Origin of the sequence: Sulfurimonas sp. HSL3-2 (assembly GCF_039645965.1) — a bacterium.
In the GTDB taxonomy this organism is placed as follows: domain Bacteria; phylum Campylobacterota; class Campylobacteria; order Campylobacterales; family Sulfurimonadaceae; genus Hydrocurvibacter; species Hydrocurvibacter mobilis.
On sequence record NZ_CP147917.1, the window covers coordinates 1,946,919 to 1,970,526 of the forward strand.

Consider the following 23,608-nt stretch of genomic DNA (forward strand, 5'->3'; position numbering starts at 1 on the left):
CTAATCCTTATATCTCAAAAAGATTTCATGAAACTTATCAATATGCTCTACAAAGATATCAACCAGTACAGGATCAAAATGTTTAGCACGTTGATCCAACAGATATGCAACCGTTGTTTCAAGATCCCATGCTTTTTTATAGACTCGCTCACTGACTAGCGCATCAAAAACATCTGCTAACGCGATGATACGTCCATATATATGAATATTCTCGCCTTCGACTGCATTAGGGTAACCTGTTCCGTCCCATTTTTCATGATGTTCATGTGCTATTATGGCAGCTGCTTGAAGAAGCGGACGGTTACATCTTTTTAAAATCTCGTATCCGATCTTCGTATGTTTTTTGATCGACTCATACTCATCCGCATCCAATTTTCCCTGCTTGAGTAAAATAGAGTCTGCTATCCCTATCTTTCCGATGTCATGCATTGGAGCCGCACTATAAAGCAGTCTGAGCTCATCTTCTTCTAACCCATATAACGCACCGAGAAGTTTTGCAAACTTTGCGACTCTCCTTACATGGTTTCCTGTTTCTTGTGACCTTGTCTCACCGACTTCTCCCAGTGTTAAAAGCATCTCCTGCTGAGTCTGCCATATCTCTTCATTTATATTATAAAGCTCTGTCGTATTGTAGCTAATACTGATAAAATCGATGATATTATCATATTCATCCAGTATCGGTCTAATAGTTGCATTAGTGATATACTGGTTCCCGTCTCTGCTTAAATTTCTAATGACACCGTGCCAAGTCTCTTTATTTAAAATAGTGTCCCAAAGATTTTTGTAAAACTCTGGACTGACATCGGGATGACGAACTATATTGTGGCTTTTTAAAATGACTTCATCATATCTGTAGCCTGTAGTATTACAAAATGCGTCATTGACATATGTTATATTGCCGTTTATGTCCGTCTGTGTTACGATCGCTGAGACATCCACGACCTCTTTATACTGTTGTAATAATCTGGATTGATGAACAAGCTCTTGTTGTAAACGATTATTCAGCTCATCTGTTTTACGTTTGTTATAGATATCCGTTACGATTTCATCGAGAACTTCGACCATCTGTTCTGTTTGGATCGGTTTGAGTAAAAATTGAATTATTCCAAGATTGATAAGCTCTAATAGATATGCACTTTCCAAACAAGCGGATATTACTACCACAGGTTGATCCGGACTTAGCTCTTTTATTTTTTGTACGATCTCTATACCGTTCATCTCCGGCATCAATATATCGGTAATAACAATATCAAACTTCCGTTCTTTATATAGCTCGAAACCCTCTATACCGTTTGAAGCCGTCTGGACATCTTTAAAGATCGTATCAAGAAACAGCTTTATATTTTCTCTGATCAATGCTTCATCTTCTACATAAAGGACACTCATTCCATCTACAAGCGATGATAAGCGGTTTATTCTCTCTTTTAATGTCATGTATCCTCCTTTTTATATGGCAAGATAATGGTAAATATGGTCTCATCCTCTTCACTAAAGACATCTATTTCACCGTTACAATGTTCATGTATGATCAGCCAGCTCATATAGAGTCCAAGACCTGTACCGTTATTTTTATCTTTTGTAGTGAAATAGGGTGTGAAAAGTTTCTTCATTACATGTTGCGCAATCCCGCCGGCATTGTCATGTATGCTTATCTTACAGTGCATATCATCACGGTCGATCGTAATGACGATCTTACTGTCAGCTACATTATTCTCAACAAACATGTCTATCGAATTTTTTAAAAGGATTATGAGCACCTGCAGCACTTCATTACGGTATGTATATACCGTTGCATCATTGACCAGATTGTTTTCCAATTCGATAGAATTACTTTTTAAGGTATGGTCAACAAGATTTAGAACATTTTCTACGATCGAAGATGCACTGAAATACTCTTTTGGTTTATCAACACTGAAAAAGTTTCTATAATCAGAAATCGTTTGTGAAAGATGAACGCTCTGCGCTTCTATATTTTTTAGGTTTTCAACATATTCGGAGGTCTCATCACCTGCTAAAAGTGCTTTTAAACGCATTTGTGACGTAATAGCATTGATGATCGACAACGGTTGACGCCACTGGTGTGCGATCATAGAGATCATCTCTCCCATCTGTGCCTGTCTGACATGCAGTTTAAATAACTTTTCCTCTTCGACCTGCTTGGTAATATCACGCGCGACCATAATATATTTATTCTCATTCTTCGCACCGAATTTCGAGAGTGTGAACTCCACTATTTTCATCTCATCAGGACGAGTATGAAGACGCAGTGAGCACTCAGCGGTTTCAAATTCACCGACGTTTGCCAAATCCACATAATGATAAAAATCGTGTTCTTTACATTCTATGTCATATAAGGTATCCAAGATATGTTTACCGACAAATAGCTTTTCTTTTGTTTCAAAAAGCTCCAGAGCCGACCTGTTACAATCTTTTACTATGTTATCTTCTAAAATAATAACGGCATCATTAAGTGATGCGAACATCGTACGGTAAAACTCTTTACTTTCACTCAGTTCCATCTGGGCACGACGGATCTCTGTAATATCTTCTCCCGAACATAAGATACCGATAAAATTGTTTTTATTGTCAAATAACGGACTATTACGCCATGCGATAAGACGCTCTTCCCCATTTTTTGTAAGCACACTGTTTTCATGATACTTCGCACCGTTATCATCTGTTTTCAATCTTTCGCGAACATCGACGACTTCACTATGAATACTCGGCGGCAAAAAGTTATCTATCCAATTTTTTCCTATCACCTCATCGCTCGAGTATCCTATGATCTCACATCCTCTGCGGTTTAATAATTTTACATTATTTGATCTGTCCAATACCAATATCATAACATTGACTATGTCAAAATAATGCTGCATTGTCGTCTTTTCAAGTTCCAGTTCTGCCGTTTTATCTGAAAGTTTCTTACGATTTCTCGAGAGCTTCATAATAATATAAAAAAGAATAAAATATAAAATATAGACAAATATGACAAATGACAGGAGATAATTACTGTTTACACTTGAGTCAAGGATAAGTGTACTAGAAGAATAGATATTCCACGTGAAAACTATAAGGATGATTCCAAATACAAATCCGCTAATTAACAATAACCTACTTTCTAAATAATCTTTTTTGCTAATAACCTTCATTATATTTTCAAAAAATATCACTCATTCTCCTATTCTTATATCATATTGTACAAACAATAAGCTTATTTTAAATTATTTTAAAACAAAAAAAAACGCATCACAAATAAGGAGTAACATTTAGCAGTCCTGCAAAATCTGATAATATATACGACCTACCTACTACTTCACCCACAGTTTTAAAAATTGTTAATTGTTTTAGTGGACTCGTTAATATCTAAACTATATAAATAATAAATGCCTACAGTTCTTTTTACATGCAGTAAACCTACATATTATAGTTATTCTAAAGTCGTTTCAAGATTAGTTGCTTTGCTCTACATGTTAGTCGTTATTTGTATTTGTTCTGGTAATTCTTATGTATTTTCCTATCCGGTTTATTAGCTTTCGCTGATAAATATTTTGCCCTCCAATTTTACAGAAAAGAATATTAGCATCAAATAATCATAAAATAATCATAGAAGGTAATTCAAATTGTAAAATGTTTTCTTATCGATAGTTATTTTGTTAACTTTTCCATTTAATTTTCTATATTTATATTTAAATAATGGTAGTATAATACAACTATATTAATGCGATAAGATAAAGAGTTGTTATGATAAAGATAATAAATACAGATGAATTCTCCTATTTTTTAAGAGTAAATAGAAACGATATTATTAAAAGATGGTTAAATAAAAATGAAGTTCAAAACATACTTCATAGACATTCCCTTCCGATTATAGATAAAAACACTCATATACTTTATGAGTTCTGTGACTGTTTTATCAGTGTTATCCAATGGAGCTCTACTATATCCGAGTGCCAAGCAAAAATGGTTTTTTTACAACTGCTGAACAATTACAACGTCACGACCCCAGAACTCTTTACACTCGTTACAAGACTAAGGACTTCGATAGAAGAGATCATCTTTGAAAATGGAAATCTCTCTTTTAATCTGCAGTCTGAGATAGAAACTCATGCATTAGAGATAATCAGTGAACTATCATCGAACTTTGAGATCGTAAGAAGCGGAAAATTCGACTACAAAAGTGAGAACTCAAATCTTTTAACAGAATATAAAAGAGCGGTCGATCTTAGCAATATCGTTTCCAAAACAAATCCAAAAGGTGTTATCACCTATGTGAATGAGAAGTTTTGCGAAATATCCGGCTATACAAAAGATGAGTTGATAGGAAGACCGCATAATATCATAAGACATCCAGATATGCCCCGTGAAGCTTTTAAAGAGCTATGGGACACCATCAAAGCAAAAAAAAGCTGGCACGGCGTGGTGACAAATATGAAAAAAGACGGCGGACAATACATCGTAGACACGACTGTCGTGCCTATCTTGGATGTTGACGGAGACATCACCGAATATATCGCCATCAGACATGACATCACTGAGCTTGAAGAGACAAAACAGCAGCTAAGAAACATCAACAAAGCGATGAAGAACAAAGTAGATGAACTCTACTCCATGACTAACTCACTCGAAGAAAAAGCCAACAAAGACAACTTAACGGGTATCGGCAACAGAGACAGTTTTGAAGATATTTTTTCATTTGAGATCCAAAAAGCAAAAGAGAATGACTCGCTATTAAGCCTAATGGTCTTTGATATTGATAACTTTAAACTCATCAACGACACATTCGGACATCAAGCCGGAGACAATATCTTAGTAGAGATCACAAGTATTATCTCCCACAATATGAAGACAAGCGATATCTTTGCAAGATGGGGCGGAGAAGAGTTTGTTATCTTAATGCCAAACACTAAACTTGAAGATGCATATACAGTCGCACAAAAGTTAAGAGAGCTGATAGCGTCACATGACTTTAATTATAACGACAAGATAACAGCCAGCTTCGGCGTTGCCCAGTTTAATGCTGAAGACACAAAAAACACTCTTTTTGAGAAAGCGGACGAAGCGCTTTATCTAGCAAAGAAACATGGAAGAAACAGAGTAGAACAATATAGCTGATCAGTTTTTCAAAAGAGTATTCAAAAGGAGATAAGATGTTCATCAAACTTTGTAAGAACTACTCGAAAAAAAATAAACTTGTAAAAAAACTCACTTTAAATTTCCCCGATGCAAAAATAAAAATAAAATCCTGCATCGGAATGTGTAAAGACTGCAAATCAAAACCTACAGCCAACATAGACGGCAAAAAATTCAAAAAGAAAAGTATCAAGAAGTTTATTAAAGTGCTTAAAGAAGAGATATAAAAGTAAAGATGATGGTGCGCACGGGGAGATTTGAACTCCCACACCCGTAAGGCACTACCCCCTCAAGGTAGCGTGTCTACCGTTCCACCACGTGCGCAAAAAATAAAAGGTTTAAAAATTGAGGTATGTCAGCCGAAGCTGACAAATGTTTTATCGGAGATTAACCGATGAATGGGTTCGCATATAATGCGATAAGAGCGATAACAAGTGTATAGATAACTTGTGCTTCGATCATTGCTAATGCGATGAACATTGTAGTCATTAGTTTTCCACCAAGACCTGGGTTACGTGCAGTACCAGCGATTGTAGCAGCAGCAGTATGACCCATACCGATAGCACCACCAAGAGCAGCAAGACCAAGACCAACACCAGCAGCGATAAGTGCGAATCCAGCAACTGAAGCACCGTCAGCAGTGTTTAAAGCGATTTTTGCAGTTTCTGCATCAGCAGCAAAAGCAGCGCCAACTAAAGTTAGCATTAAGAATAGAATCTTTTTCATAAGTTTCTCCATATAAAATTTTTACAAAGTCTGTTCGGCTTGCGTATCCCTACTTAACACTTTGAACGCGTGATTGTACACAAAATAAGTTTAAAGTTTGTTTTAGTTTGCGCGTCCTAAACCTATTTTATTGCCTTTAAATTCTAATATCTCTACTTTTATAGCATCACCTTCACTTAGTACATCAGAGACTCTTTCGACTCTTGTATCTGAGACTTTTGATATATGAAGCAGTCCGTCTACGCCGCCTGGAAGCTCGATAAATGCACCGAAATCGACTATCTTTTTGACTTTTCCGTCGACTATATCACCGACTTTATACTCTATTTTGCTCTCTTTAGCAGATGAAGCGATGTTTTCTATATGTTCCTGTGCAGCTGAAAGAGACTCTTTATTTGTGCCTGAAAGTTTTACTTTACCCACTTTTTTATCTATGTCTATGGCTACTTCAAACTTCTCGATGATCTCACGTATAGTCTTTCCTGCTTGACCGATGATATCGCCTATGATGCTAGGATCGACATGAAAGATGCTCGTAGTAGGCAGAACACCATCGTTAAACTCGATCTTTCCGATAGCTTCGTTCATGATATCAAGGATATGTGCACGACCCTCTTTTGCTTGATAAAGAGCTTTTTTCAATACTTCCAGACTGATACCGCCGAGTTTGATATCCATCTGCATTGCAGTGATACCCTCTCTTGAACCCGTCACTTTAAAGTCCATATCTCCATCATGATCTTCAAGACCCATAATATCGCTTAGTATTACATGCTTGTCGCCTTCGCTTACCATTCCCATAGCAATACCTGCGATCACATCTGAAGTCTCTATATCAGCTGCACGTAGAGCCATATACCCGCCACATACAGTCGCCATAGATGATGAACCGTTTGACTCAAGGATCTCAGAGACCAGACGTATAGTCTGACCGTCATCGTTTAAGATCGGTTCAAGTGCACGTTTGGCAAGGTTCCCGTGACCTAGTTCTCTACGTCTTGGAGCACCGATAGGTGAAGCCTCACCTACAGAAAATCCAGGGAAGTTATAGTGAACCATAAAGCTTTCATTTTGTGTTGCCGAGTCTGTAAGGTTCTCATACATCTGAGCGTCTTTCGGACCTCCGAGTGTAAGAGCAACAAGTGCTTGTGTCTGACCGCGTGTAAACAGACATGAAGAGTGAGCTGACGGAAGTACGTTCGTATCTATCGTGATAGGACGGACCTGATTTACCGCTCTGCCGTCTGCACGGACGTTATCGTGTAAGATCATATTTCTTACCACATCGCGTTTTACTGTCTCAACTGCATTTTTAAGATCAAGTTCATTCCACTCAGGTTTCTCTTTTAAGATCTCTTTTCTTAATGTTCTTAGAGCAGTCGAGCGTTCGCTTTTTGCCATCTGTACAAGTGCAGCTTTGATGTCAGTGATATGTTTTTGAGCGACATAAGCGACCATCTCTTCATCGATGTGGTGTGCTTTTAACTCTAAAGGTTTTACCGTTTTACAAAACGGTTTAAACTCCTGCTCATAAAGAGTGTTTGCGTCTTTTAGTATCGCTTGTGCTTTTGCCAGGATATCGATCAGTTCATCTTCAGGCATCGCATTTGACGAATGGCTCTGCATTGTCTGAGCGATAAGTGCCGGATCCAACATAGGATCGACCATAGGTGCTTCGCTCATCTCGACTTCAGTAGAACCAAGAGATCTCATCTCTATCATCAGCATATCATCTTTCGTACCTGAAAGATAAAGATCGAATGTTGAGTTATTAAGCTCTTTTATCGTCGGATTGAACTTCAGTTCTCCATCGATCTTTGCAACACGTACAGCACTTACAGAAGTAGATATATCGATGTCAGAAGCATATAAAGCAGCAGAAGCTGCATTTAACGCCAATGTTTGAAGGTCAGCATCTTCATCGACACTCAGTACCATAATAGAGATCTGTGTCGGATGACCGAAACCTTTTGGAAAGATCGGTCTAAGAGATCTATCTACTATACGTGATGTCAATGTCTCAAAATCACTCGGTTTTGTCTCACGTTTAAAAAATCCACCCGGGATCTTTCCTGCTGCATATGTTTTTTCTATATACTGAACTGTTAATGGCAGGAAATCATCCTCGACCACTTCCGTCTCATCTATAACCACTGCAGCAAGTATGACAGTGTTGCCGCTTCTAAGCCATGCTGCACCGTTTGCTTGACGTGCTACATCATTAAATGAGTAGCTCTCCTCTTTATTTGTCAGTGCTAAATTAACATCGTATTTCAATTTTTATCTCCTAGTAATTTTTCTATCGTCTCATTATCTACATCATCTAAATTTTCATAATAGCATTTTGTTTGGACATAATCCTCTATCGCTTGGATGTAAAAGATATTGTCAGCCAAAGGTTCAAGGGCTTCAAGAACAGCTTTCGGGATTATAGGCACTGCGATATACACCGCTTTTGGCTGCATTGCAAGAACTGTTTTTAATCCAAGCATAAACTTCGATCCCGTCTCACTTCCTTCATCCACAAGTAGAACGATCTTATCCTTCAACGGTATAAGCTGTCTACCCTTTCTATACCTATAAGTATAACTTAATATTTTATCTTCATGCTTTCTGTGAGCTTCACCATAAATATAATCATATTCTATCCCAAAAGAGCTGACTAACTCCTCATTTATGACAATCTCTTCGCTTTCGCTGACCCGAGCCACTTCACACTCGTCATTATTTGGAGCATAAATAGGGGCATTAAACAAAAAGTCTATCTTGTTCTGTGTCTTTTTTGTCAAGTGAGATGCAATGACAAGACCGCCTGAGGACATAGCTATGACCTTCCAATCTTCACTTTTCATCTGCGACATCGGAATAATATCTTTAAGTCTTGTAGCTGCACTCTCTCTGCTTTCGAGCATTACTTTATTACATTTCATCATTGCCCCTTTACAGTTGTCGGGATTCTATAGTTTATCTCTGAACCGCCTATCGGTTTTAACGTTATCGTAAAAAATATGTATCTGTCTTCAATAGATGATGCGTCGTTCGCCGCTGTAAGTATCGGTCTGACATTTTCTACATATCTCAGTCCAAAGTCCCAGCATCTTTTAGAGTATAAAAAACCCACTTCGGAACTCTTCTTTTGTGCTGATTGTACATCATAATTATAAGAAGCGAAATAACGATAATGATCATTATACTTATATCCAAAACTTGATGTCAGATATTTTGTATATCTTGGTGTAGAAGCCGGAGTCAACGGATCTATAAAACTGTCTTTATAGAGATACGAAAGATTGACATTGATGCTTCCGTCATTGTATCCTATCGTGTTTATCGTTTTTGAGACCAGCTCTTGGTCATAATTATAAAATGTATCATTATAATAGTTTATTGTTTTTGTTATCTTGTAGTCAAGTTCGTTTTCGATCTCACCGAGCTTTCCTTTTCCCGTTGCGTAAGATATCTGCTGAGAAAGTCTATGATACAAGAACTGCTCGCCCCTCTCATCAAATAGATATTGTGAAAGTTCAAGTCCCACTTTTTCCGTTACATCGTTAATATTATAAAACTCGCAATTAAGAGAGGTCGGATCGTTTGTACACTCATCTTTTCTTGATTTATAAAAACCGTATCTTGCATCTGAGCCCGGCTTCACGTATTGTGCACCCAATACTACTGTATGGGTTACCGTATCATATGATCTCGTCAGGTTCGTATTGATATCAAAGATGTTGTACTGTCTTAAAAAGACACCGTCTTCATATACATTCGGATCTTCTCCGGCGACTTTATCGGCATCTCCGTTAAATGTCATATGCTCACCGTAAAGTTGTGACTCATAGCTTAGATTGATGTACTCGTCTGCGATGGACGTCTGTAGTCCGATAGGAATATTCATAGACGTTCTTAAAGCGTTTTTTCCAAGTTCTCTGTAAAGGTATACGGATGAAAGATCTATGTTGTATGTAAGATGATCGTCAAATAATGTTGACAGATAGTTGTGATACTGTACTGTAGGAAGTTTCTGTATCGTTCTTGCATTGCTTTGTAACGACAGGTCTAAGTAGTGTTTAAAATATACACCGTAGTAATGCCTGTCGGTATTATAAAACATATTGATCTGAGACAGGATCTGGTTTGATGTAGTATTGTTGATGGTATCTGCAGTCGAAAGGTTTATATAGTCGACATCGTTCATCCAGTTGATATCTGCATAGATCCCTGACTGTCCTTCCAGATCAAATCCAAACCATCTATCTAAAAAATCATCGTTATTGTATTTGAAATTTACACCATAGTGAGTCTCGTGAGCAAGGTTGTTAAGATTCACATAACTTTGCTGCTCTTTAAAGTACCCTGTCGTGATCGAACCGCCGGATGTCTTAGAATCGACAAATCTGAATGTCTCGTATGAACCGTATCCGCGTGAACTTCTCACTTGCGGTTTTAGTTCTAGATCCCACCAGTTACTGACTGCAATGTAGATCGGTTGTTCATAATAGAACCCTTCATCGCTTGAAACTCCAAATGCAGGGATAAGCAGACCAGAACGTCTCGTCGTATCGAGAGAATAACCAAAATAAGGCATGTAAAAAATAGGGATATCGTAGATATAGAGTCTGGCGTTATAAAGATTCATCCATTTATCACTCGCATCATAGTTGGATGAACTGAACTTTATCTTCCACAGAGGTTTGTTTGGATTACATCCGGATATCATACCTGCCGTCACATCATAGTATTTATCTTTTATCTGCCCTTCGTCGGCGCTGAGCCAAAGCTGACTTTTTTGTTCTAGCATATAAAAGGGCTTAAACACTCTCTCTTTATCTGCGATATTTAACTTTGCGTATTCACCAAGAAGTTGGTAGTTTGTGCCCTGTGTGGCTCTGACATTTCCGAAAAGTTCCAGATTACCGTTTTTTCTGTCATAAACGGCACTTTGTGCACTTAGATAGTAGTCTTTGTATAAGACGATCACATCGCCGCTGGCTTTTACTACACCTGCTTCATTATTAAGATTCGTCGCATAGATCTCGACTTTATCGGCACCCAAAAGATAAAGGGGAAGCAGAATGAACAGCAGCCAGAGTTTACGCATCGATCACCAAAGTCTTTGCTGTAAGGTCATGCCATGCCTGTCTTGAAGGATTAAGTATCCCCCACAAAAATCCCAGATAAAAGATCATCTCACTTATGACTCTAAAGACTGCCCTGTTAAACGATACGACAAGTCTAGGCTTGTCTAAAGTCTCGATCTCGATTACTCTTATCTTAGCAACGATCTTGCCGATACTGGCTCCATACATCGTCACAAAAAAAGTCTGATACACTATCTTGATCGCCATATATTCCAAGACAAAAGAATTAGTCAGATCTATCATCTGCTCAATACCCGTCGCCTGAGTAACATAGTTCCAGATAATAACGGTAAAGACTATCGATAACAGCACCTCATCGATAAAAAATGCCAATGCACGTTTTTGGATGGATGCTAATGCGAACTGCTCACGATTTAGTAGGTTTTCAATCTCTTCATTCATCTATTAAAGTGCCTGATATGCTATATCCGTACGAAGCTTTTTGCCTACATAATGTACTTGCCCGCAAAGCATATATGCTCTATCTCTGGCTTGTTTTATAGAGTCACCCAAACCGACACAGACTAAGACACGTCCGCCTGTCGCATAAAGGATACCGTCCTCTTTTGTCACACCGGCATAAGAGATATGTGTATTTTCTTTGATATCTTCATGAACGATCTCATCGACTACTATCTCCGCAGGAACAGAGTCGGAGTACGGATAGTTTCCGCTTGCCATTACGACACCGACTGCAAACTTGTTTTCAAACTCTACGTTTAACTCGTCAAGCTTACCTGTTGCAGCTTTATAGAAAAGCTCACGTGCAGGAGTCTTCATAAGAGGCATAAGGATCTCACACTCAGGATCGCCGAAACGGACATTGAACTCTAACGTGATAGGCTCGCCGTTTACGATCATAAGACCGATGAAAAGTACACCTTCAAAAGGTGCTCCCTCTTTTTGCATCCCGTCTAACGTAGGACGGATCACTCTCTCTTTTACTTTTTGGTAGATCTCTTCGTTTACCAAAGGAGTCGGAGCGTATGCACCCATCCCGCCTGTATTTGGACCTTCATCGTTATCCATAAGACGTTTATGGTCTTGTGCCGCAGGAAGAAGGATATAATCTTTTCCGTCACAGATCGCGAACATAGAAAGTTCATAACCGTCCAGGAACTCCTCGACGATCACTTTTTTTCCTGCATCGCCGAAACTTTTTCCGCTTAGCATCTCAGAGACCGCTATTTTTGCCTCATCGTGAGTCGTAGCTATGATAACGCCCTTACCTGCACAAAGACCGTCAGCTTTTACGACGACCGGTGTCGGAAGTGTGTCGATAAACTTGAATGCATCATCAATCGAATCTGTCTCGATATAACGTGCCGTAGGGATATTGTATTTTGCCAAGAAGTTTTTCATATAGACTTTTGAGCCCTCTAAGCGTGCCGCTTCTTTGCTCGGTCCGAATATCGTCAGCCCTTTTGCTTTAAAAATATCTACTATACCGTCTACCAAAGGTGCTTCAGGTCCTACGATCGTAAGATCGATAGCGTTTGCTTTTGCAAAGTCCGCGAGTTCATTGTAATCTTTAATCGAAAGGTTTTCTCCTAAAGAGTCAGTAGCACCGTTTCCTGGAGCAAAATACAGTTTTTCAACTACAGAATCTTTTTTAAGCATACGCCCAATCGAGAATTCGCGTCCACCGCTACCAACAACTAAAATATTCATAACAATCCTTAAAATAATGTATCTATAAAAAAATAGCTACTTTAGACTACAAAAATAATCTAAAGTAGCTATTTAAGCCCGAGCAGCCGTTGTGCAAATAGCTTTGGTTCTCAAAGCAAAAAAACTAGCAAAGCGAGAATCTTATCAGGCGACAGTCTCTCGGCAGAGTTAACGTACCTCAAACGAGATCATCAACACACAAAGATTTCTACGAAATTCACTAAATGTATACGTAGAACCCTCTCATACGCACGTAGTCGAACCACCCAGACTATTAAAATTATACACTTTTTTTGCTTACTTAGTTATAATATCCTTCATGAATTACTACACAAATGAGCTAAAAGCGCTTAAAAAATCAAACCGTTACAGAACAAGAGAAATCGTTGATTATAGTTTAAAGGATTTTGCTTCAAACGACTACCTTGGGCTTTCATCAAACAAAGAGCTTCACACCCTTACATGTAATGAACTTGCATCTGCTCCCGTTCATTCACCAAAAGCATCTTTACTGGTTAACGGGTATCACCAGATACACAAAGATTTTGAAACGACATTATGTGAAGTAAACGGATTTGAAGACGCTGTAGTTTTAGGGAGCGGGTTTAATGCAAATATCGCACTTATAGAGAGTCTGGTAAGAAAAAACGACACTCTTTTTATGGATGAGAAGTTTCACGCTTCAGGTGTGCTTGCCAGCAATCTAAACGAGTTACATGTAAAATTCTTCAAACATAACGATGCAGATGAGTTAAAACAGCTTTTGCAAAACTCCGATGCAAAAAGAAAGATAGTCGCGGTCGAAGGGATCTACTCAATGGACGGTGATCTGATGAACAGAGAGATATTTGAGATCTGTGATAAAGAGGATGCCATACTCATCGTAGATGAAGCTCACAGTAGCGGAGTCGTAGGTGAAAATCTTATGGGTGTATATGACCTTTTTGATATAGATATAAAACCAAACCATATCAAGATGGGGACGCTTGGAAAAGCGTACGGAAGTTTCGGTGCTTATATACTTGCATCGGCACATATTATAGAGTATCTTATTAACCGTGCAAAACCCGTTATCTACGCGACTTCCCTTTCATTGTATGACACTCTGTTAGCACATAACTCGCTAAAATATATCTTGCAAAACAGAGAAAGCTTGACAAAAGAGATAAAAGAGCGTCAAAAGATCGCCAAAGAGCTCTTACATGTAGAGACACCCTCTTTAATAATCCCGATCATAATCGGCGACAATAAAAAAGTGGTGAGCATAAAAGATGAACTTCGTAAAGATGGTTTTATCATCGGTGCTATAAGACAGCCCACGGTTGAGAGTGCGATATTGCGCATCATTGCGAGAGTCGATGATGATATCTCCGTATTTGAGGAGCTATGTAAAAAAGTAAAAGGGCTTTTAGATGAAAATATCTAAACTTTATATCACACTCAAAGAGGATACTTTAGTCGATATAGATTTTAATATAAACTCATCTTTAGCTCTTGTAGGCCAAAGCGGCAGCGGAAAAAGTCTTACGATCAAAGCACTTTTAAATATGCTGCCAAATGAGATGAGATCAAAACTGGAAGTAGAGAGCAGTTTTGATCTTGTAGCCGGCGATACCATAGGTTTTGTCCCTCAGAATCCTTTTACCGCTCTTTCACCTCTGACAAAGATAAAAGATCAGATATTCGTACCTTTTGATGAGATAAAAAAACTTTTTGATCAGGTAAATCTGGATATCGCTCTTTTAGACAGGTACCCGCCGGAACTTTCAGGCGGACAGCTACAGCGTGTAATAATAGCCATATCGCTTAGCTGCTATCCAAAGCTTCTGCTCCTTGATGAGCCGACCACTGCACTTGACCCGCAGACGAGGGTTACGATCATCGATCTGATCAAGAGTCTCCAAAAGGAGTTTGGTTTTAAACTCCTTTTTGTCACTCACGATATGAGTTCCGCAAAACTTTTATGTGAGGAGATATGTGTCATTAAAAACGGAAAGGTCATAGAATTTGGTAAAATGGCAGATGTATTACAAGATCCACAAGACAACTATACAAAAACACTCATAGAAGCAAACTTTGCAAATAGGAAATATCGCGAATGAAAAAAACACTTATCTATATATTTTTACTACTCTTTATATCTCCATTTATAATCGTCGGATATTACTATACTCAGTACAATTATGATCTAGATAAACTTATAAATTACAAACCGTTGCTTACGACAAGGATATACGACAGAAACGGCGAGAAAATAGCAAATCTCTTCAGTACAGAGCATAGATATTATGCGACTTTCGATGAGATCCCGCCAAGACTTATAGAAGCTCTTCTAGCCATAGAAGACACCACTTTTTTCGAACACCACGGTGTTAACTTTGACGCTATTTTTCGTGCGATCATCAAAGATATCAAAGCAAGAAAAATGGTCGAGGGTGCAAGTACTCTAACGCAGCAGCTTGTTAAAAACACCCTGTTGACTCGTGAGAAAAAACTATCACGTAAGGTCAAAGAACTTATATTTTCAATGAAACTCGAACGTGAACTGAGTAAAGAGGAGATCTTAGAACGCTACTTGAACGAAGTCTACCTCGGACACGGTTACTACGGTATGAAAACAGCGGCTGACGGCTATTTTCATAAAGACCTTAAAAATCTTACGCTTAAAGAGATGGCGATGCTCGTAGGACTTCCAAAGGCACCGAGCTTCTACTCACCTACAAAAAACTATGAGATATCCCTAGGTCGTGCAAACCGTGTTATCGAGCGTATGCATTCTCTGGGCTGGATAGATGACAAGACCTATGACAAGGCGACAAAAGAACAGCCTCACGTGTATGACACGACTCTTACTCAAAATCAGGCACCGTTTATCGTAGATGAAGTCTTAAGAGAGCTGATCAAGGATTTTCCTGATATAAAAACTGGCGGATACGATATCTATACGACAGTCGATCTGAATATGCAAAGAAGCGGTAGAGAAGCATTAAAGTATGCGTATGATAGAAATATTGCAAGGGTCTCTTCTAGCGAAGACTCAAATGATACGAATCTGACACAGCTTAACGGTGCACTGGTGAGTATTGAACCAAGCAGCGGAGACATCTTGGCACTTGTCGGAAGCGTGGACTATGATAAAAGCCCTTACAATCGTGCGACTCAGGGAAGACGCCAGCCGGGAAGTGCGTTTAAGCCTTTTATCTATCAAGTCGCTATCGATCTGGGATATTCAGGGGCCACTCAGCTAGTCGATATCGCAAAGACCTACGAGTATGAAAAAGACGGCGAAGAGATGAAATGGCAGCCCGATAACTATGAGAAAAACTATAAAGGGCTCATCCCTCTTCGTGAGGCACTTATACACTCAAGAAACCTTGCAACGATCAATCTTGTCACCGATATAGGGCTTGATACGATGATACAGTCATTAGAGAACTACGGGATCAAAAACCTTCCGCGTGATCTTTCACTCTCTCTTGGCTCTATCTCACTCTCTCCGCTTGAACTGGCGCAGTACTACAGCTCTTTTGCAAATCACGGCGTTCAGGTAGAACCTATCCTGATTAAAAAAGTGGAGAAGAACTCTCAGGTCGTGTTTAGACAAGAAGCAAAAAGAAAATATATCACCTCTCCTGAACAGACCTATCTTATGACTTCTATTCTAGAGGATGTCGTCAAAAAAGGGACCGGAAGAAATGCCCGTGTAAGCGGCATCGAACTTGCAGGAAAGACAGGGACTACCAATAACAATGTCGATGCATGGTTCGCCGGATATTCACCGAGCATCGAGACCATAGTATGGTTTGGAAACGATGACAATACTCCTATGCATGCCAAAGAGACAGGGGGCAGAACGGCAGCTCCTGCTTTTAGTTACTTCTATAAAGAACTCTTAAAAAGCAATCCTCAGGTGCAAAGAAAATTTGTCAAGCCTGAAGGCGTTATAGAGGTCAAGATAGGCGGTGAGACAGAGTATTTTACAAACACGTCAAAACCTCCTAAAAATGACAGTACCGAGAAGAAAAACGAGGAGTTGATCTTCTAAAAGGAGATACGATGAAAAACTTCATCTTCATGCTGATGATACTTTTTTCAGCTCTATATGCCGATACTTTTCAAAAAGGAAGTATCGGTCTGGGTATCGCTGTCGGAGGCGGTTCTTTAACTACAAATGAAGGCACTAAAAACTACACGATCTTCGGTGCCAATGCAGACTATTTTTTTGCCGATGATATCTCTCTTGGAGTCGGATATATGCATTGGTCCGGAGACACTCCAAGCATCTCACAAGTAACGATCCCACTTAACTACTATATACCGTTAGATAAAACATATACACCCTATTTAGGAGTTTTTTACAGATATACATCTATGGGCACTCCCTATAGTGACTACAGCTCATACGGAGCTAAAGCAGGTATCGCTATGAAGGTCTCGAAAAAGCTCTATCTGGGTGCAGGATGGGTACAGGAGTATTATGGGGATTGTTCTAATTTTAAAGAGTGCAGTACCGGATACCCGGAACTGCTTTTGATATTTACGTTTTAGTTAAAAGCTCTGTTTAGTGCAGAGAAAAGTGCTTTTATAGAAGCGATCGTAATGTCGCTGTCCACACCTACACCAAAGAATGATTTCAATTCGCTTGTTTCTATCTCTATATACGCGACAGCGTTCGCAGAGCTTTGCTCACCGCATGAGTGCTCAGAGTATGACTTGATCTTAAAAGTGTACTCACACTCTTTAGAAAGTGCATTTTTACATGCATCTATAGGACCGTTACCGTGACCTTCAGAGACTATCTCTTTACCGTTACATGTATAGGTTAGTTTGCACCATACGTTCTTGTCTTTAGATGTCGGCGAACTGATAGCAAAATCTACAAGTTCAACGCCGCCGTTTGACTCTAGATAAGTCTTTGTAAAGATATCAAGGATCTCGTCATTGTTTAACTCTCTGCCCTCTTTATCCGTTACACTTTGGATAACTCTACCAAACTCGGGATGCATCTTTTTAGGCAGCTGATACCCGAACTCATTTTCTAGGATATATGCGACTCCGCCTTTTCCTGATTGTGAGTTGATACGGATAATACCCTCGTATGAACGGCCGACATCTTCAGGGTCTATCGGAAGGTACGGAACTTCCCAAAGCGGATCATCTTTTAATTTTTGAAATGCCAGACCTTTATTTATCGCATCTTGGTGTGAGCCTGAGAATGCCGTATACACTAGCTCTCCAACATACGGATGACGACAATGTGTCTCGATCTCCGTACATCTCTCGACTACATCCAGGACTTCGTTCACATTAGAAAAATCAAGTCCGCTGTCAACGCCTTGAGTCGTCATATTAAGCGCCAAAGTGATGATATCGACATTCCCCGTTCTCTCGCCGTTACTAAGCAGTGTTCCCTCTACTCTATCGGCACCCGCTAACAAAGCAAGTTCGGTAGCTGCCACACTCGTACCTCTATCGTTATGAGTGTGCGTAGAGATCAATACATGCTCACGGTTGTCTAAGTGTCTGCTCATCCACTCGATCTGGTCTGCATACACGTTTGGTGTAGCGACCTCGACAGTTGCCGGCAAGTTGATGATGACAGGACGCTCTTTTGAGATGCCCCAACGCTCAGTAACCGCGTTACAGATGCGAGCAGCAAACTCTAGTTCAGTTCCCGTAAAGCTCTCCGGAGAGTACTCCAAGATGATCTCTCCGTCATGACCTTCAGCATACTTTTTAACAAGATCGACACCCTCTAAAGCAAGTTTGACTATCTCATCCTGTGTCTTTTGAAAGACGATCTTTCTTTGCGCGACAGATGTCGAGTTATATAGGTGGACTATAGCTTTTTTAACACCCTTTAGAGACTCGAAAGTCTTCTCTATCAAGTGTTCTCTAGCTTGTACCAAGACCTGTATCGTAACATCATCAGGGATCAGATTGTCATCGACCAACTTACGTAAGAAGTCAAATTCCACTTGAGAAGCAGAAGGAAAACCTACCTCAATATTTTTAAATCCGATTTTGAGTAAGAGTGCAAATAGTTCAAGTTTTTTATCCATGTTCATTGGTGTGATCAACGCTTGATTACCGTCGCGAAGGTCGACACTACACCATACAGGTGCTTTTGTGATCGTATTAGAAGGCCATTGTCTTTCTGGCAAGTCTATCTGAGGATACGGGCGATATTTACCCATTGTTATGTTTTTCATAAGAAAACCTTTACTTGAAATATTTTAATAGTCGCACTCTTACCTACAACTATTCGCGCAATTATAGCTAATTTTATAAATGAGTTATTTTAAAGCAGAGTATATATGGTTTAATTTAAGAAAGTTTTTGAAAAAGAGGTTTACATGTAAGCCAAAAGCTTACATGTAAGAGATTAACACTGGTAAGTAGTTTTAAACTCGTAAGCTGTTGGACGACCTTCGTCTGGCCATACATCACGCTCAAATCTGTAGTGTTGGTAAGCATCTAAGAACTCTGGAGTAAATACAGGTTGTAAGAACTCGTTATCACGGATAAGTGACTCTAATGCACCACGTAGAGTGTGTGGCATTTGAGGGATACCTTTTTCACGGATCTCGTCAAGAGATAGTTCAAATAGATCCTCATCCATTGGACCAACCGGGATATCTTTGTTTTTGATACCGTCAAGACCTGCCATCATCATTACTGCGAATGCAAGGTATGGACAAGCAGTAGAATCCGGGAATCTCATCTCGATACGAGTAGCTTTTTCACCTGCACCGTATGGGATACGGCAAGATGCTGAACGGTTTTGAGAAGAGTAAGTCAAGATACTTGGTGCTTCGAAACCTGGAAGTAATCTTTTGTATGAGTTAGTTGACGGGTTAGTAAACGCAGCAACTGTACGAGCATGTTTAAAGATACCACCGATATAGTTGATAGCCATTTCAGAAAGGTTACCGTAGTTTCCTTCTTTATAGAAAAGGTTTTTACCGTCTTTCCATAGTGATTGGTGAACGTGCATACCGTTTCCGTTGTCACCGTAAAGTGGTTTAGGCATAAACGTAGCTGTTTTACCGTTTAGGTGAGCTATCATTTTTACAACATATTTATATTTTTGTACGTTATCTGCTGCACCAATGATGTCAGAGAAAACGATACCGATCTCACCTTGACCTTGTGCAACTTCGTGGTGACCAAGAACAACTTCTAAACCAACTTGTTCAAGAACTTGCATCATCTCAGCACGTAGATCTACCATAGAATCTGTTGGAGCTACCGGGAAGTAACCACCCTTCGTTCCAGGACGGTGACCAGTATTGTACATATCTTCATAAGTAGTACCTGAATTCCATTCACCCTCTTCAGTATCTATTTTGTATCCAGCTTCATTCATGTTGTCAACAAATTTTACGTCATCGAAAATAAAGAACTCGTTTTCAGGACCGAAGTAAGCAGCATCTGCGATTCCTAAAGACTCAGCATGTTTAAGAGCTGCTTTTGCGATTGAACGAGGACATCTTTCATACATTTGACCTTTATAGATATCATAAACGTCACAAAAAAGGATTACTGTCGGATCAGCTGTAAAAGGGTCTAAAAACGCTGTAGGTACATCAGCTATTAAAAGCATATCTGACTTATTGATCGGCTGCCATGCTTCTACTGAAGAACCGTCGAATGGGAAACCATTTTCTAAGTTACCTTCATTTACCGCACTCATACGGTATGTAAGATGGTGCCACGCACCTTTAATGTCTGTAAAACGAAGGTCTACAAATTGAACTTCGTTCTCTTTACAAAATGTAAAGAACTCTTCTACGTTATTAACAAATTTTCCCATCAAATCTCTCCTGAACTTATTATTGCTGATATTGTACCGAAGATTTCACTAGAAAAATAGTTATTTTTGCTTAAAAAATAAGCAATTTTCTTTTTTGTTTCATATAGTTATCAATTTTTATATGGTTTTAATATTAACAAAAGAGCAGGAAGCAATAAAAGGTCTGTCATAAGAGCACTGAACATCGCTAGGACTGTCAGCAGTCCAAAGTATATCGTAGGCGTAAATTCCGACAGAACAAGAACCAAAAATCCGATCATGATCGTTATGGAAGTGTAATACATCGCATACCCCACACTTTGATGTGATCGCTTCATCGCTTCAACATAATTGTTATCTTTTTGATACTCTTTTTTATACCTGTGAAGATAGTGAATAGTATCGTCAACTGCAATACCGATGGCGATCGATGCTATAGTGATGCTCATCATATCAAGCGGCATATCAAAGAAGCCCATAACCCCGAAAATAATAGATATAGGGATGATATTTACGATCATCGCTATCATCATGATCTTTAAAGATCTGAAAAGAAGAAAAAAGAGAATCCCAAGCAAAATAAGCATCAATCCAAGCGTCTTAATTTGAGAATTAAAAAGAGACTGGAGCATATTATTATACAGGACCATCAGGTTGGACAGATGCACATTTTCCTCTTTGAGTCCGAGCTTATGTACCAGATCGTATTTGATCTTCTTTAGCAACTTATCTCTTTGCAGAGTAGGATTGGAATCGACGATACGCATAGAGAAGCGTACCTCATTTGCCTCAATGTTCACATACGGAGAGAGGACGATCTTACGGAATCTCTGAGGAAGCTCGTTATAAAGCATTGCAAGTGCAAAATCATCCAGTTCTTCATTATCGTTCAGGCTGCGTCCCAGTTCTAAAACACTGCCTAAAGAGAGCACTTTTCCGACTTCAGGGATCGATTCAAGATAGGTATGGACTCTTCTTACAACATCCATTTTATCGGCACTGAACCAGTACTGATTTTGATTTTTAATAGCATTATACTCATCTTCAAACTCATCAAATTCATCATTAGAGGCACTTTTTTTTGTACTCTGTACTGGTGCATCTTTAGGTTTTGGAAAGTCGATAATAACATCTAACGGGGTCGTCCCACCCAGAGATCTGTCGATGACCTCCATCCCCTTATATATCTCCGTCGATTTTTTAAAGTAGTTGATAAAACTGTTTTCAACACGGATATCAAACATATAGATCATGCTTAAAACAAACACAAACAGACTCATAAAGACGACTGCATTTCTATGTTTTTCGACTAAATATGAACAAACGGCCGTTAAAGAAAACCCTGTTCTAAAATAGACCTTTCTGTCTGATTTCTTCATCAGGATCAGTATCGCGGGAAAACTTATAAATATGATTATTAAAGAGACGAATATTGCTATGCTCATCATCCATCCAAGCATGATGACCGGAAGTATCCCTGAGAGTATCAGTGAACTAAATCCGGCGATAGTAGTGATGATGGCAAAAAACGAAGGCTTAAGTATCGATGTTACCGTCTGTAGTACCAACTCCTTCTGAGAAAGCTCGTTTTGAGTGATAAAAAGTTCTCTGTACCTGACCATAAGGTGTATGATTATCGATATGGTGACAATGAGCTGCAGTGAGATAAAGTTTGATGAGACAACGGTGACCTCAAACCCAAGAAGCCCGAAAAGTCCAGTCGAAGCGATGATGGAAGCCGTAGATATAACGACGGGGATGAACACCCATTTTAACTCTCTAAAGACAGCATAAAGCATCAAGACCAAGATTACAAGTACGATAGTCCCATATGTCTTTATATCGCTTTTCACATAGGTTATCATATCATCGGCGATCATATCTACGCCGCCTAAGAACAGTTGTGCATCATTTGAATGTTTTTTTATAACGGTTCTTATCTCTTGAAGATCAAGATGCTCTCTTGCTCTTTTTAGCTCTCTATACTCTTTAAACTCTTTGATATCACTCGGTTTTTTAGTCGCATTTTTTTTGTCCAAAAGAGCCTTGAACTTCTTGTCCTCTTTAAGGTTTATAACGACTGCCGTGGTGATAAAATCCTTTCCGACAAGATTGTCTCTATATATCGGATTCGATAAGAACTCTGCTTTTGCCAGCGTTTTGTCTGTCGTATTCGTTTCTAGTGTCGGTATGTTTTGGATCAACTCTTTTAAAGGTTTTGGAGGACTTTTAAAAAGCGGTACATCGAGAATGGAGACGACATTGTCTACAAAATTCAAAGACTCCAGATCATCTTTTAGACTTTTTAGGCTTTTTAGACTTTCATCACTTAACAGAGGGCTGTTTGGAGTATATGTGATGACCAAAAAATCAGGCGCATCGTATCTGGAGTTGATCTCTCTTGTATACATAAGATCTTTATCATTTTCTAAAAGGAGAGTCTCAGCGGATGCATCAACGCTAAGTCGTGGGATATAAAAAGCTAGAAATGTGACTATGAAAAGCAGTATGAACAGTGTGATCTTTGGATACTTGATTACACCGTTTTCATAAAACTTTTCTATCATTGTTCTGTTTTATCTTTATCTAATTCATCTAAAAACTGCTCAAAACTCTTTGTCTTTAGTGCTGCTGAAAACTGGTTTCTATATGTTTGGACGATACTGACACCGAAGATATCGACATCATAGATCAGCCACTGTTTTTCATCATTTTCATAAAACTTATAAAGAACCGGTTTTTTCTCTGTTTTTGTTATAAGATAACTAAGAAGAGTGATGCGTGTCGCTTTTACTCTCTGTGCTTTTTCAAACTCCAGTTTTTCATCCGTATACAGATGCAGTTTGTTTATATAGGACTCTTTGATCTTTTTGTTGAACACCACGTGAAAGTTATTTTTTTGTACTTTCGTCAGTGTATTGTAGATACTTTTGCCAAGACAGAGTTTACCCATTAGATTAAAATCAAAAAGAGGGTCAACGAGTCTTATGATCTCAGCGTCCTGTTCCTCTTTCGGCATCACTTTATCTTTCAATATTCCTGTGACTTTTTCACTGTTTTTAACCATCATATCGGTGATGTCATCTTCTACACTAGCATTGAGAGTCAGAAACATACCAAAAATTAAAATCATTAAAAATGATTTCAC

At 39.0% G+C, this 23,608-nt stretch carries 18 protein-coding genes and 1 tRNA gene; 6 read left to right on the plus strand and 13 right to left on the minus strand.

Going from position 1 to position 23,608, the window contains the following annotated elements:
- Together WCX87_RS09790 and WCX87_RS09795 are read right to left on the minus strand one after the other, a co-directional pair.
- Positions 1 to 1,434, minus strand: coding sequence for an HD domain-containing phosphohydrolase (locus tag WCX87_RS09790; RefSeq protein WP_345979595.1), 1,434 nt, complete (start codon positions 1,432 to 1,434; stop codon positions 1 to 3).
- Positions 1,431 to 2,945 (minus strand): PAS domain-containing sensor histidine kinase, encoded by a 1,515-nt coding sequence (locus tag WCX87_RS09795; protein ID WP_345979597.1) that lies wholly within the window; start codon positions 2,943 to 2,945, stop codon positions 1,431 to 1,433. The genes WCX87_RS09790 and WCX87_RS09795 overlap by 4 nt, the downstream gene beginning before the upstream one ends.
- 796 nt (positions 2,946 to 3,741) lie before the next feature.
- Between WCX87_RS09795 and WCX87_RS09800 the strand changes: the two genes are divergently transcribed.
- Entirely contained in the window at positions 3,742 to 5,112 is a 1,371-nt protein-coding gene (locus tag WCX87_RS09800) for a sensor domain-containing diguanylate cyclase (protein ID WP_345979599.1), read from the plus strand.
- A 35-nt stretch (positions 5,113 to 5,147) separates the two neighbouring features.
- Complete coding sequence (locus tag WCX87_RS09805; RefSeq protein ID WP_345979601.1) at positions 5,148 to 5,357, plus strand: hypothetical protein; 210 nt, start codon at positions 5,148 to 5,150, stop codon at positions 5,355 to 5,357.
- A 12-nt stretch (positions 5,358 to 5,369) separates the two neighbouring features.
- Here the strand turns inward: WCX87_RS09805 and WCX87_RS09810 are convergent.
- The 7 genes from WCX87_RS09810 to purD all read right to left on the minus strand — a co-directional run bounded on the left by WCX87_RS09810 (position 5,370) and on the right by purD (position 12,665).
- A tRNA-Leu gene (locus WCX87_RS09810) sits at positions 5,370 to 5,454 on the minus strand.
- Positions 5,455 to 5,517: 63 nt separating this feature from the next.
- Positions 5,518 to 5,856, minus strand: coding sequence for a F0F1 ATP synthase subunit C (locus tag WCX87_RS09815; RefSeq protein WP_345979603.1), 339 nt, complete (start codon positions 5,854 to 5,856; stop codon positions 5,518 to 5,520).
- Positions 5,857 to 5,958: 102 nt separating this feature from the next.
- Positions 5,959 to 8,133, minus strand: a complete 2,175-nt coding sequence (locus WCX87_RS09820) for a polyribonucleotide nucleotidyltransferase (protein WP_345979605.1) — start codon at positions 8,131 to 8,133, stop codon at positions 5,959 to 5,961.
- On the minus strand, positions 8,130 to 8,786 hold the full coding sequence (locus WCX87_RS09825; protein WP_345979606.1) for a phosphoribosyltransferase: 657 nt from the start codon (positions 8,784 to 8,786) through the stop codon (positions 8,130 to 8,132). Before WCX87_RS09825 ends, WCX87_RS09820 begins: the two co-directional genes overlap by 4 nt.
- Positions 8,786 to 10,954: an LPS-assembly protein LptD gene (locus tag WCX87_RS09830; protein ID WP_345979608.1), complete on the minus strand. Its 2,169-nt coding sequence runs from the start codon at positions 10,952 to 10,954 to the stop codon at positions 8,786 to 8,788. The genes WCX87_RS09825 and WCX87_RS09830 overlap by 1 nt, the downstream gene beginning before the upstream one ends.
- A complete protein-coding gene (locus WCX87_RS09835) occupies positions 10,947 to 11,396 on the minus strand; it encodes an RDD family protein (protein WP_345979610.1) in 450 nt (149 codons plus the stop codon). Before WCX87_RS09835 ends, WCX87_RS09830 begins: the two co-directional genes overlap by 8 nt.
- 3 nt (positions 11,397 to 11,399) lie before the next feature.
- Complete coding sequence (gene purD / locus WCX87_RS09840) at positions 11,400 to 12,665, minus strand: phosphoribosylamine--glycine ligase (RefSeq protein WP_345979612.1); 1,266 nt, start codon at positions 12,663 to 12,665, stop codon at positions 11,400 to 11,402.
- 319 nt (positions 12,666 to 12,984) lie between these two features.
- Between purD and WCX87_RS09845 the strand changes: the two genes are divergently transcribed.
- From WCX87_RS09845 to WCX87_RS09860, 4 genes are read left to right on the plus strand one after another with little or no spacing between them, the layout of a single operon-like run.
- On the plus strand, positions 12,985 to 14,091 hold the full coding sequence (locus WCX87_RS09845) for a pyridoxal phosphate-dependent aminotransferase family protein (RefSeq protein ID WP_345979614.1): 1,107 nt from the start codon (positions 12,985 to 12,987) through the stop codon (positions 14,089 to 14,091).
- On the plus strand, positions 14,078 to 14,767 hold the full coding sequence (locus WCX87_RS09850) for an ATP-binding cassette domain-containing protein (protein ID WP_345979615.1): 690 nt from the start codon (positions 14,078 to 14,080) through the stop codon (positions 14,765 to 14,767). Before WCX87_RS09845 ends, WCX87_RS09850 begins: the two co-directional genes overlap by 14 nt.
- Entirely contained in the window at positions 14,764 to 16,710 is a 1,947-nt protein-coding gene (locus WCX87_RS09855) for a PBP1A family penicillin-binding protein (RefSeq protein ID WP_345979617.1), read from the plus strand. The genes WCX87_RS09850 and WCX87_RS09855 overlap by 4 nt, the downstream gene beginning before the upstream one ends.
- Positions 16,711 to 16,721: 11 nt before the next feature.
- Complete coding sequence (locus WCX87_RS09860) at positions 16,722 to 17,213, plus strand: hypothetical protein (protein ID WP_345979618.1); 492 nt, start codon at positions 16,722 to 16,724, stop codon at positions 17,211 to 17,213.
- On the opposite strand, the gene leuA is transcribed toward WCX87_RS09860, so the two are convergent.
- The 4 genes from leuA to WCX87_RS09880 form a co-directional block, all read right to left on the minus strand.
- Positions 17,210 to 18,877: a 2-isopropylmalate synthase gene (leuA, locus tag WCX87_RS09865; RefSeq protein WP_345979620.1), complete on the minus strand. Its 1,668-nt coding sequence runs from the start codon at positions 18,875 to 18,877 to the stop codon at positions 17,210 to 17,212. The genes WCX87_RS09860 and leuA overlap by 4 nt on opposite strands.
- Positions 18,878 to 19,050: 173 nt before the next feature.
- Positions 19,051 to 20,481: a type I glutamate--ammonia ligase gene (gene glnA / locus WCX87_RS09870; protein WP_345979622.1), complete on the minus strand. Its 1,431-nt coding sequence runs from the start codon at positions 20,479 to 20,481 to the stop codon at positions 19,051 to 19,053.
- 110 nt (positions 20,482 to 20,591) lie between these two features.
- Positions 20,592 to 23,027 carry an efflux RND transporter permease subunit gene (locus WCX87_RS09875; RefSeq protein WP_345979623.1) on the minus strand — a complete coding sequence of 812 codons (2,436 nt, stop codon included), beginning with the start codon at positions 23,025 to 23,027 and terminating at the stop codon, positions 20,592 to 20,594.
- Complete coding sequence (locus WCX87_RS09880) at positions 23,024 to 23,608, minus strand: ABC transporter substrate-binding protein (RefSeq protein ID WP_345979625.1); 585 nt, start codon at positions 23,606 to 23,608, stop codon at positions 23,024 to 23,026. Before WCX87_RS09880 ends, WCX87_RS09875 begins: the two co-directional genes overlap by 4 nt.

What these genes read in the sequence shown, in the direction of transcription:
- WCX87_RS09805 (WP_345979601.1), top strand. Translation starts at nt 5,148, where the DNA reads ATGTTCATCAAACTTTGTAAGAACTACTCGAAAAAAAATAAACTTGTA.
- WCX87_RS09875 (WP_345979623.1), bottom strand. Translation starts at nt 23,027, where the DNA reads ATGATAGAAAAGTTTTATGAAAACGGTGTAATCAAGTATCCAAAGATC.
- WCX87_RS09855 (WP_345979617.1), top strand. Translation starts at nt 14,764, where the DNA reads ATGAAAAAAACACTTATCTATATATTTTTACTACTCTTTATATCTCCA.
- glnA (WP_345979622.1), bottom strand. Translation starts at nt 20,481, where the DNA reads ATGGGAAAATTTGTTAATAACGTAGAAGAGTTCTTTACATTTTGTAAA.
- WCX87_RS09800 (WP_345979599.1), top strand. Translation starts at nt 3,742, where the DNA reads ATGATAAAGATAATAAATACAGATGAATTCTCCTATTTTTTAAGAGTA.
- WCX87_RS09790 (WP_345979595.1), bottom strand. Translation starts at nt 1,434, where the DNA reads ATGACATTAAAAGAGAGAATAAACCGCTTATCATCGCTTGTAGATGGA.
- WCX87_RS09850 (WP_345979615.1), top strand. Translation starts at nt 14,078, where the DNA reads ATGAAAATATCTAAACTTTATATCACACTCAAAGAGGATACTTTAGTC.
- WCX87_RS09815 (WP_345979603.1), bottom strand. Translation starts at nt 5,856, where the DNA reads ATGAAAAAGATTCTATTCTTAATGCTAACTTTAGTTGGCGCTGCTTTT.
- WCX87_RS09835 (WP_345979610.1), bottom strand. Translation starts at nt 11,396, where the DNA reads ATGAATGAAGAGATTGAAAACCTACTAAATCGTGAGCAGTTCGCATTA.
- WCX87_RS09795 (WP_345979597.1), bottom strand. Translation starts at nt 2,945, where the DNA reads ATGAAGCTCTCGAGAAATCGTAAGAAACTTTCAGATAAAACGGCAGAA.
- WCX87_RS09845 (WP_345979614.1), top strand. Translation starts at nt 12,985, where the DNA reads ATGAATTACTACACAAATGAGCTAAAAGCGCTTAAAAAATCAAACCGT.
- WCX87_RS09830 (WP_345979608.1), bottom strand. Translation starts at nt 10,954, where the DNA reads ATGCGTAAACTCTGGCTGCTGTTCATTCTGCTTCCCCTTTATCTTTTG.
- leuA (WP_345979620.1), bottom strand. Translation starts at nt 18,877, where the DNA reads ATGAAAAACATAACAATGGGTAAATATCGCCCGTATCCTCAGATAGAC.
- purD (WP_345979612.1), bottom strand. Translation starts at nt 12,665, where the DNA reads ATGAATATTTTAGTTGTTGGTAGCGGTGGACGCGAATTCTCGATTGGG.
- WCX87_RS09860 (WP_345979618.1), top strand. Translation starts at nt 16,722, where the DNA reads ATGAAAAACTTCATCTTCATGCTGATGATACTTTTTTCAGCTCTATAT.
- WCX87_RS09825 (WP_345979606.1), bottom strand. Translation starts at nt 8,786, where the DNA reads ATGAAATGTAATAAAGTAATGCTCGAAAGCAGAGAGAGTGCAGCTACA.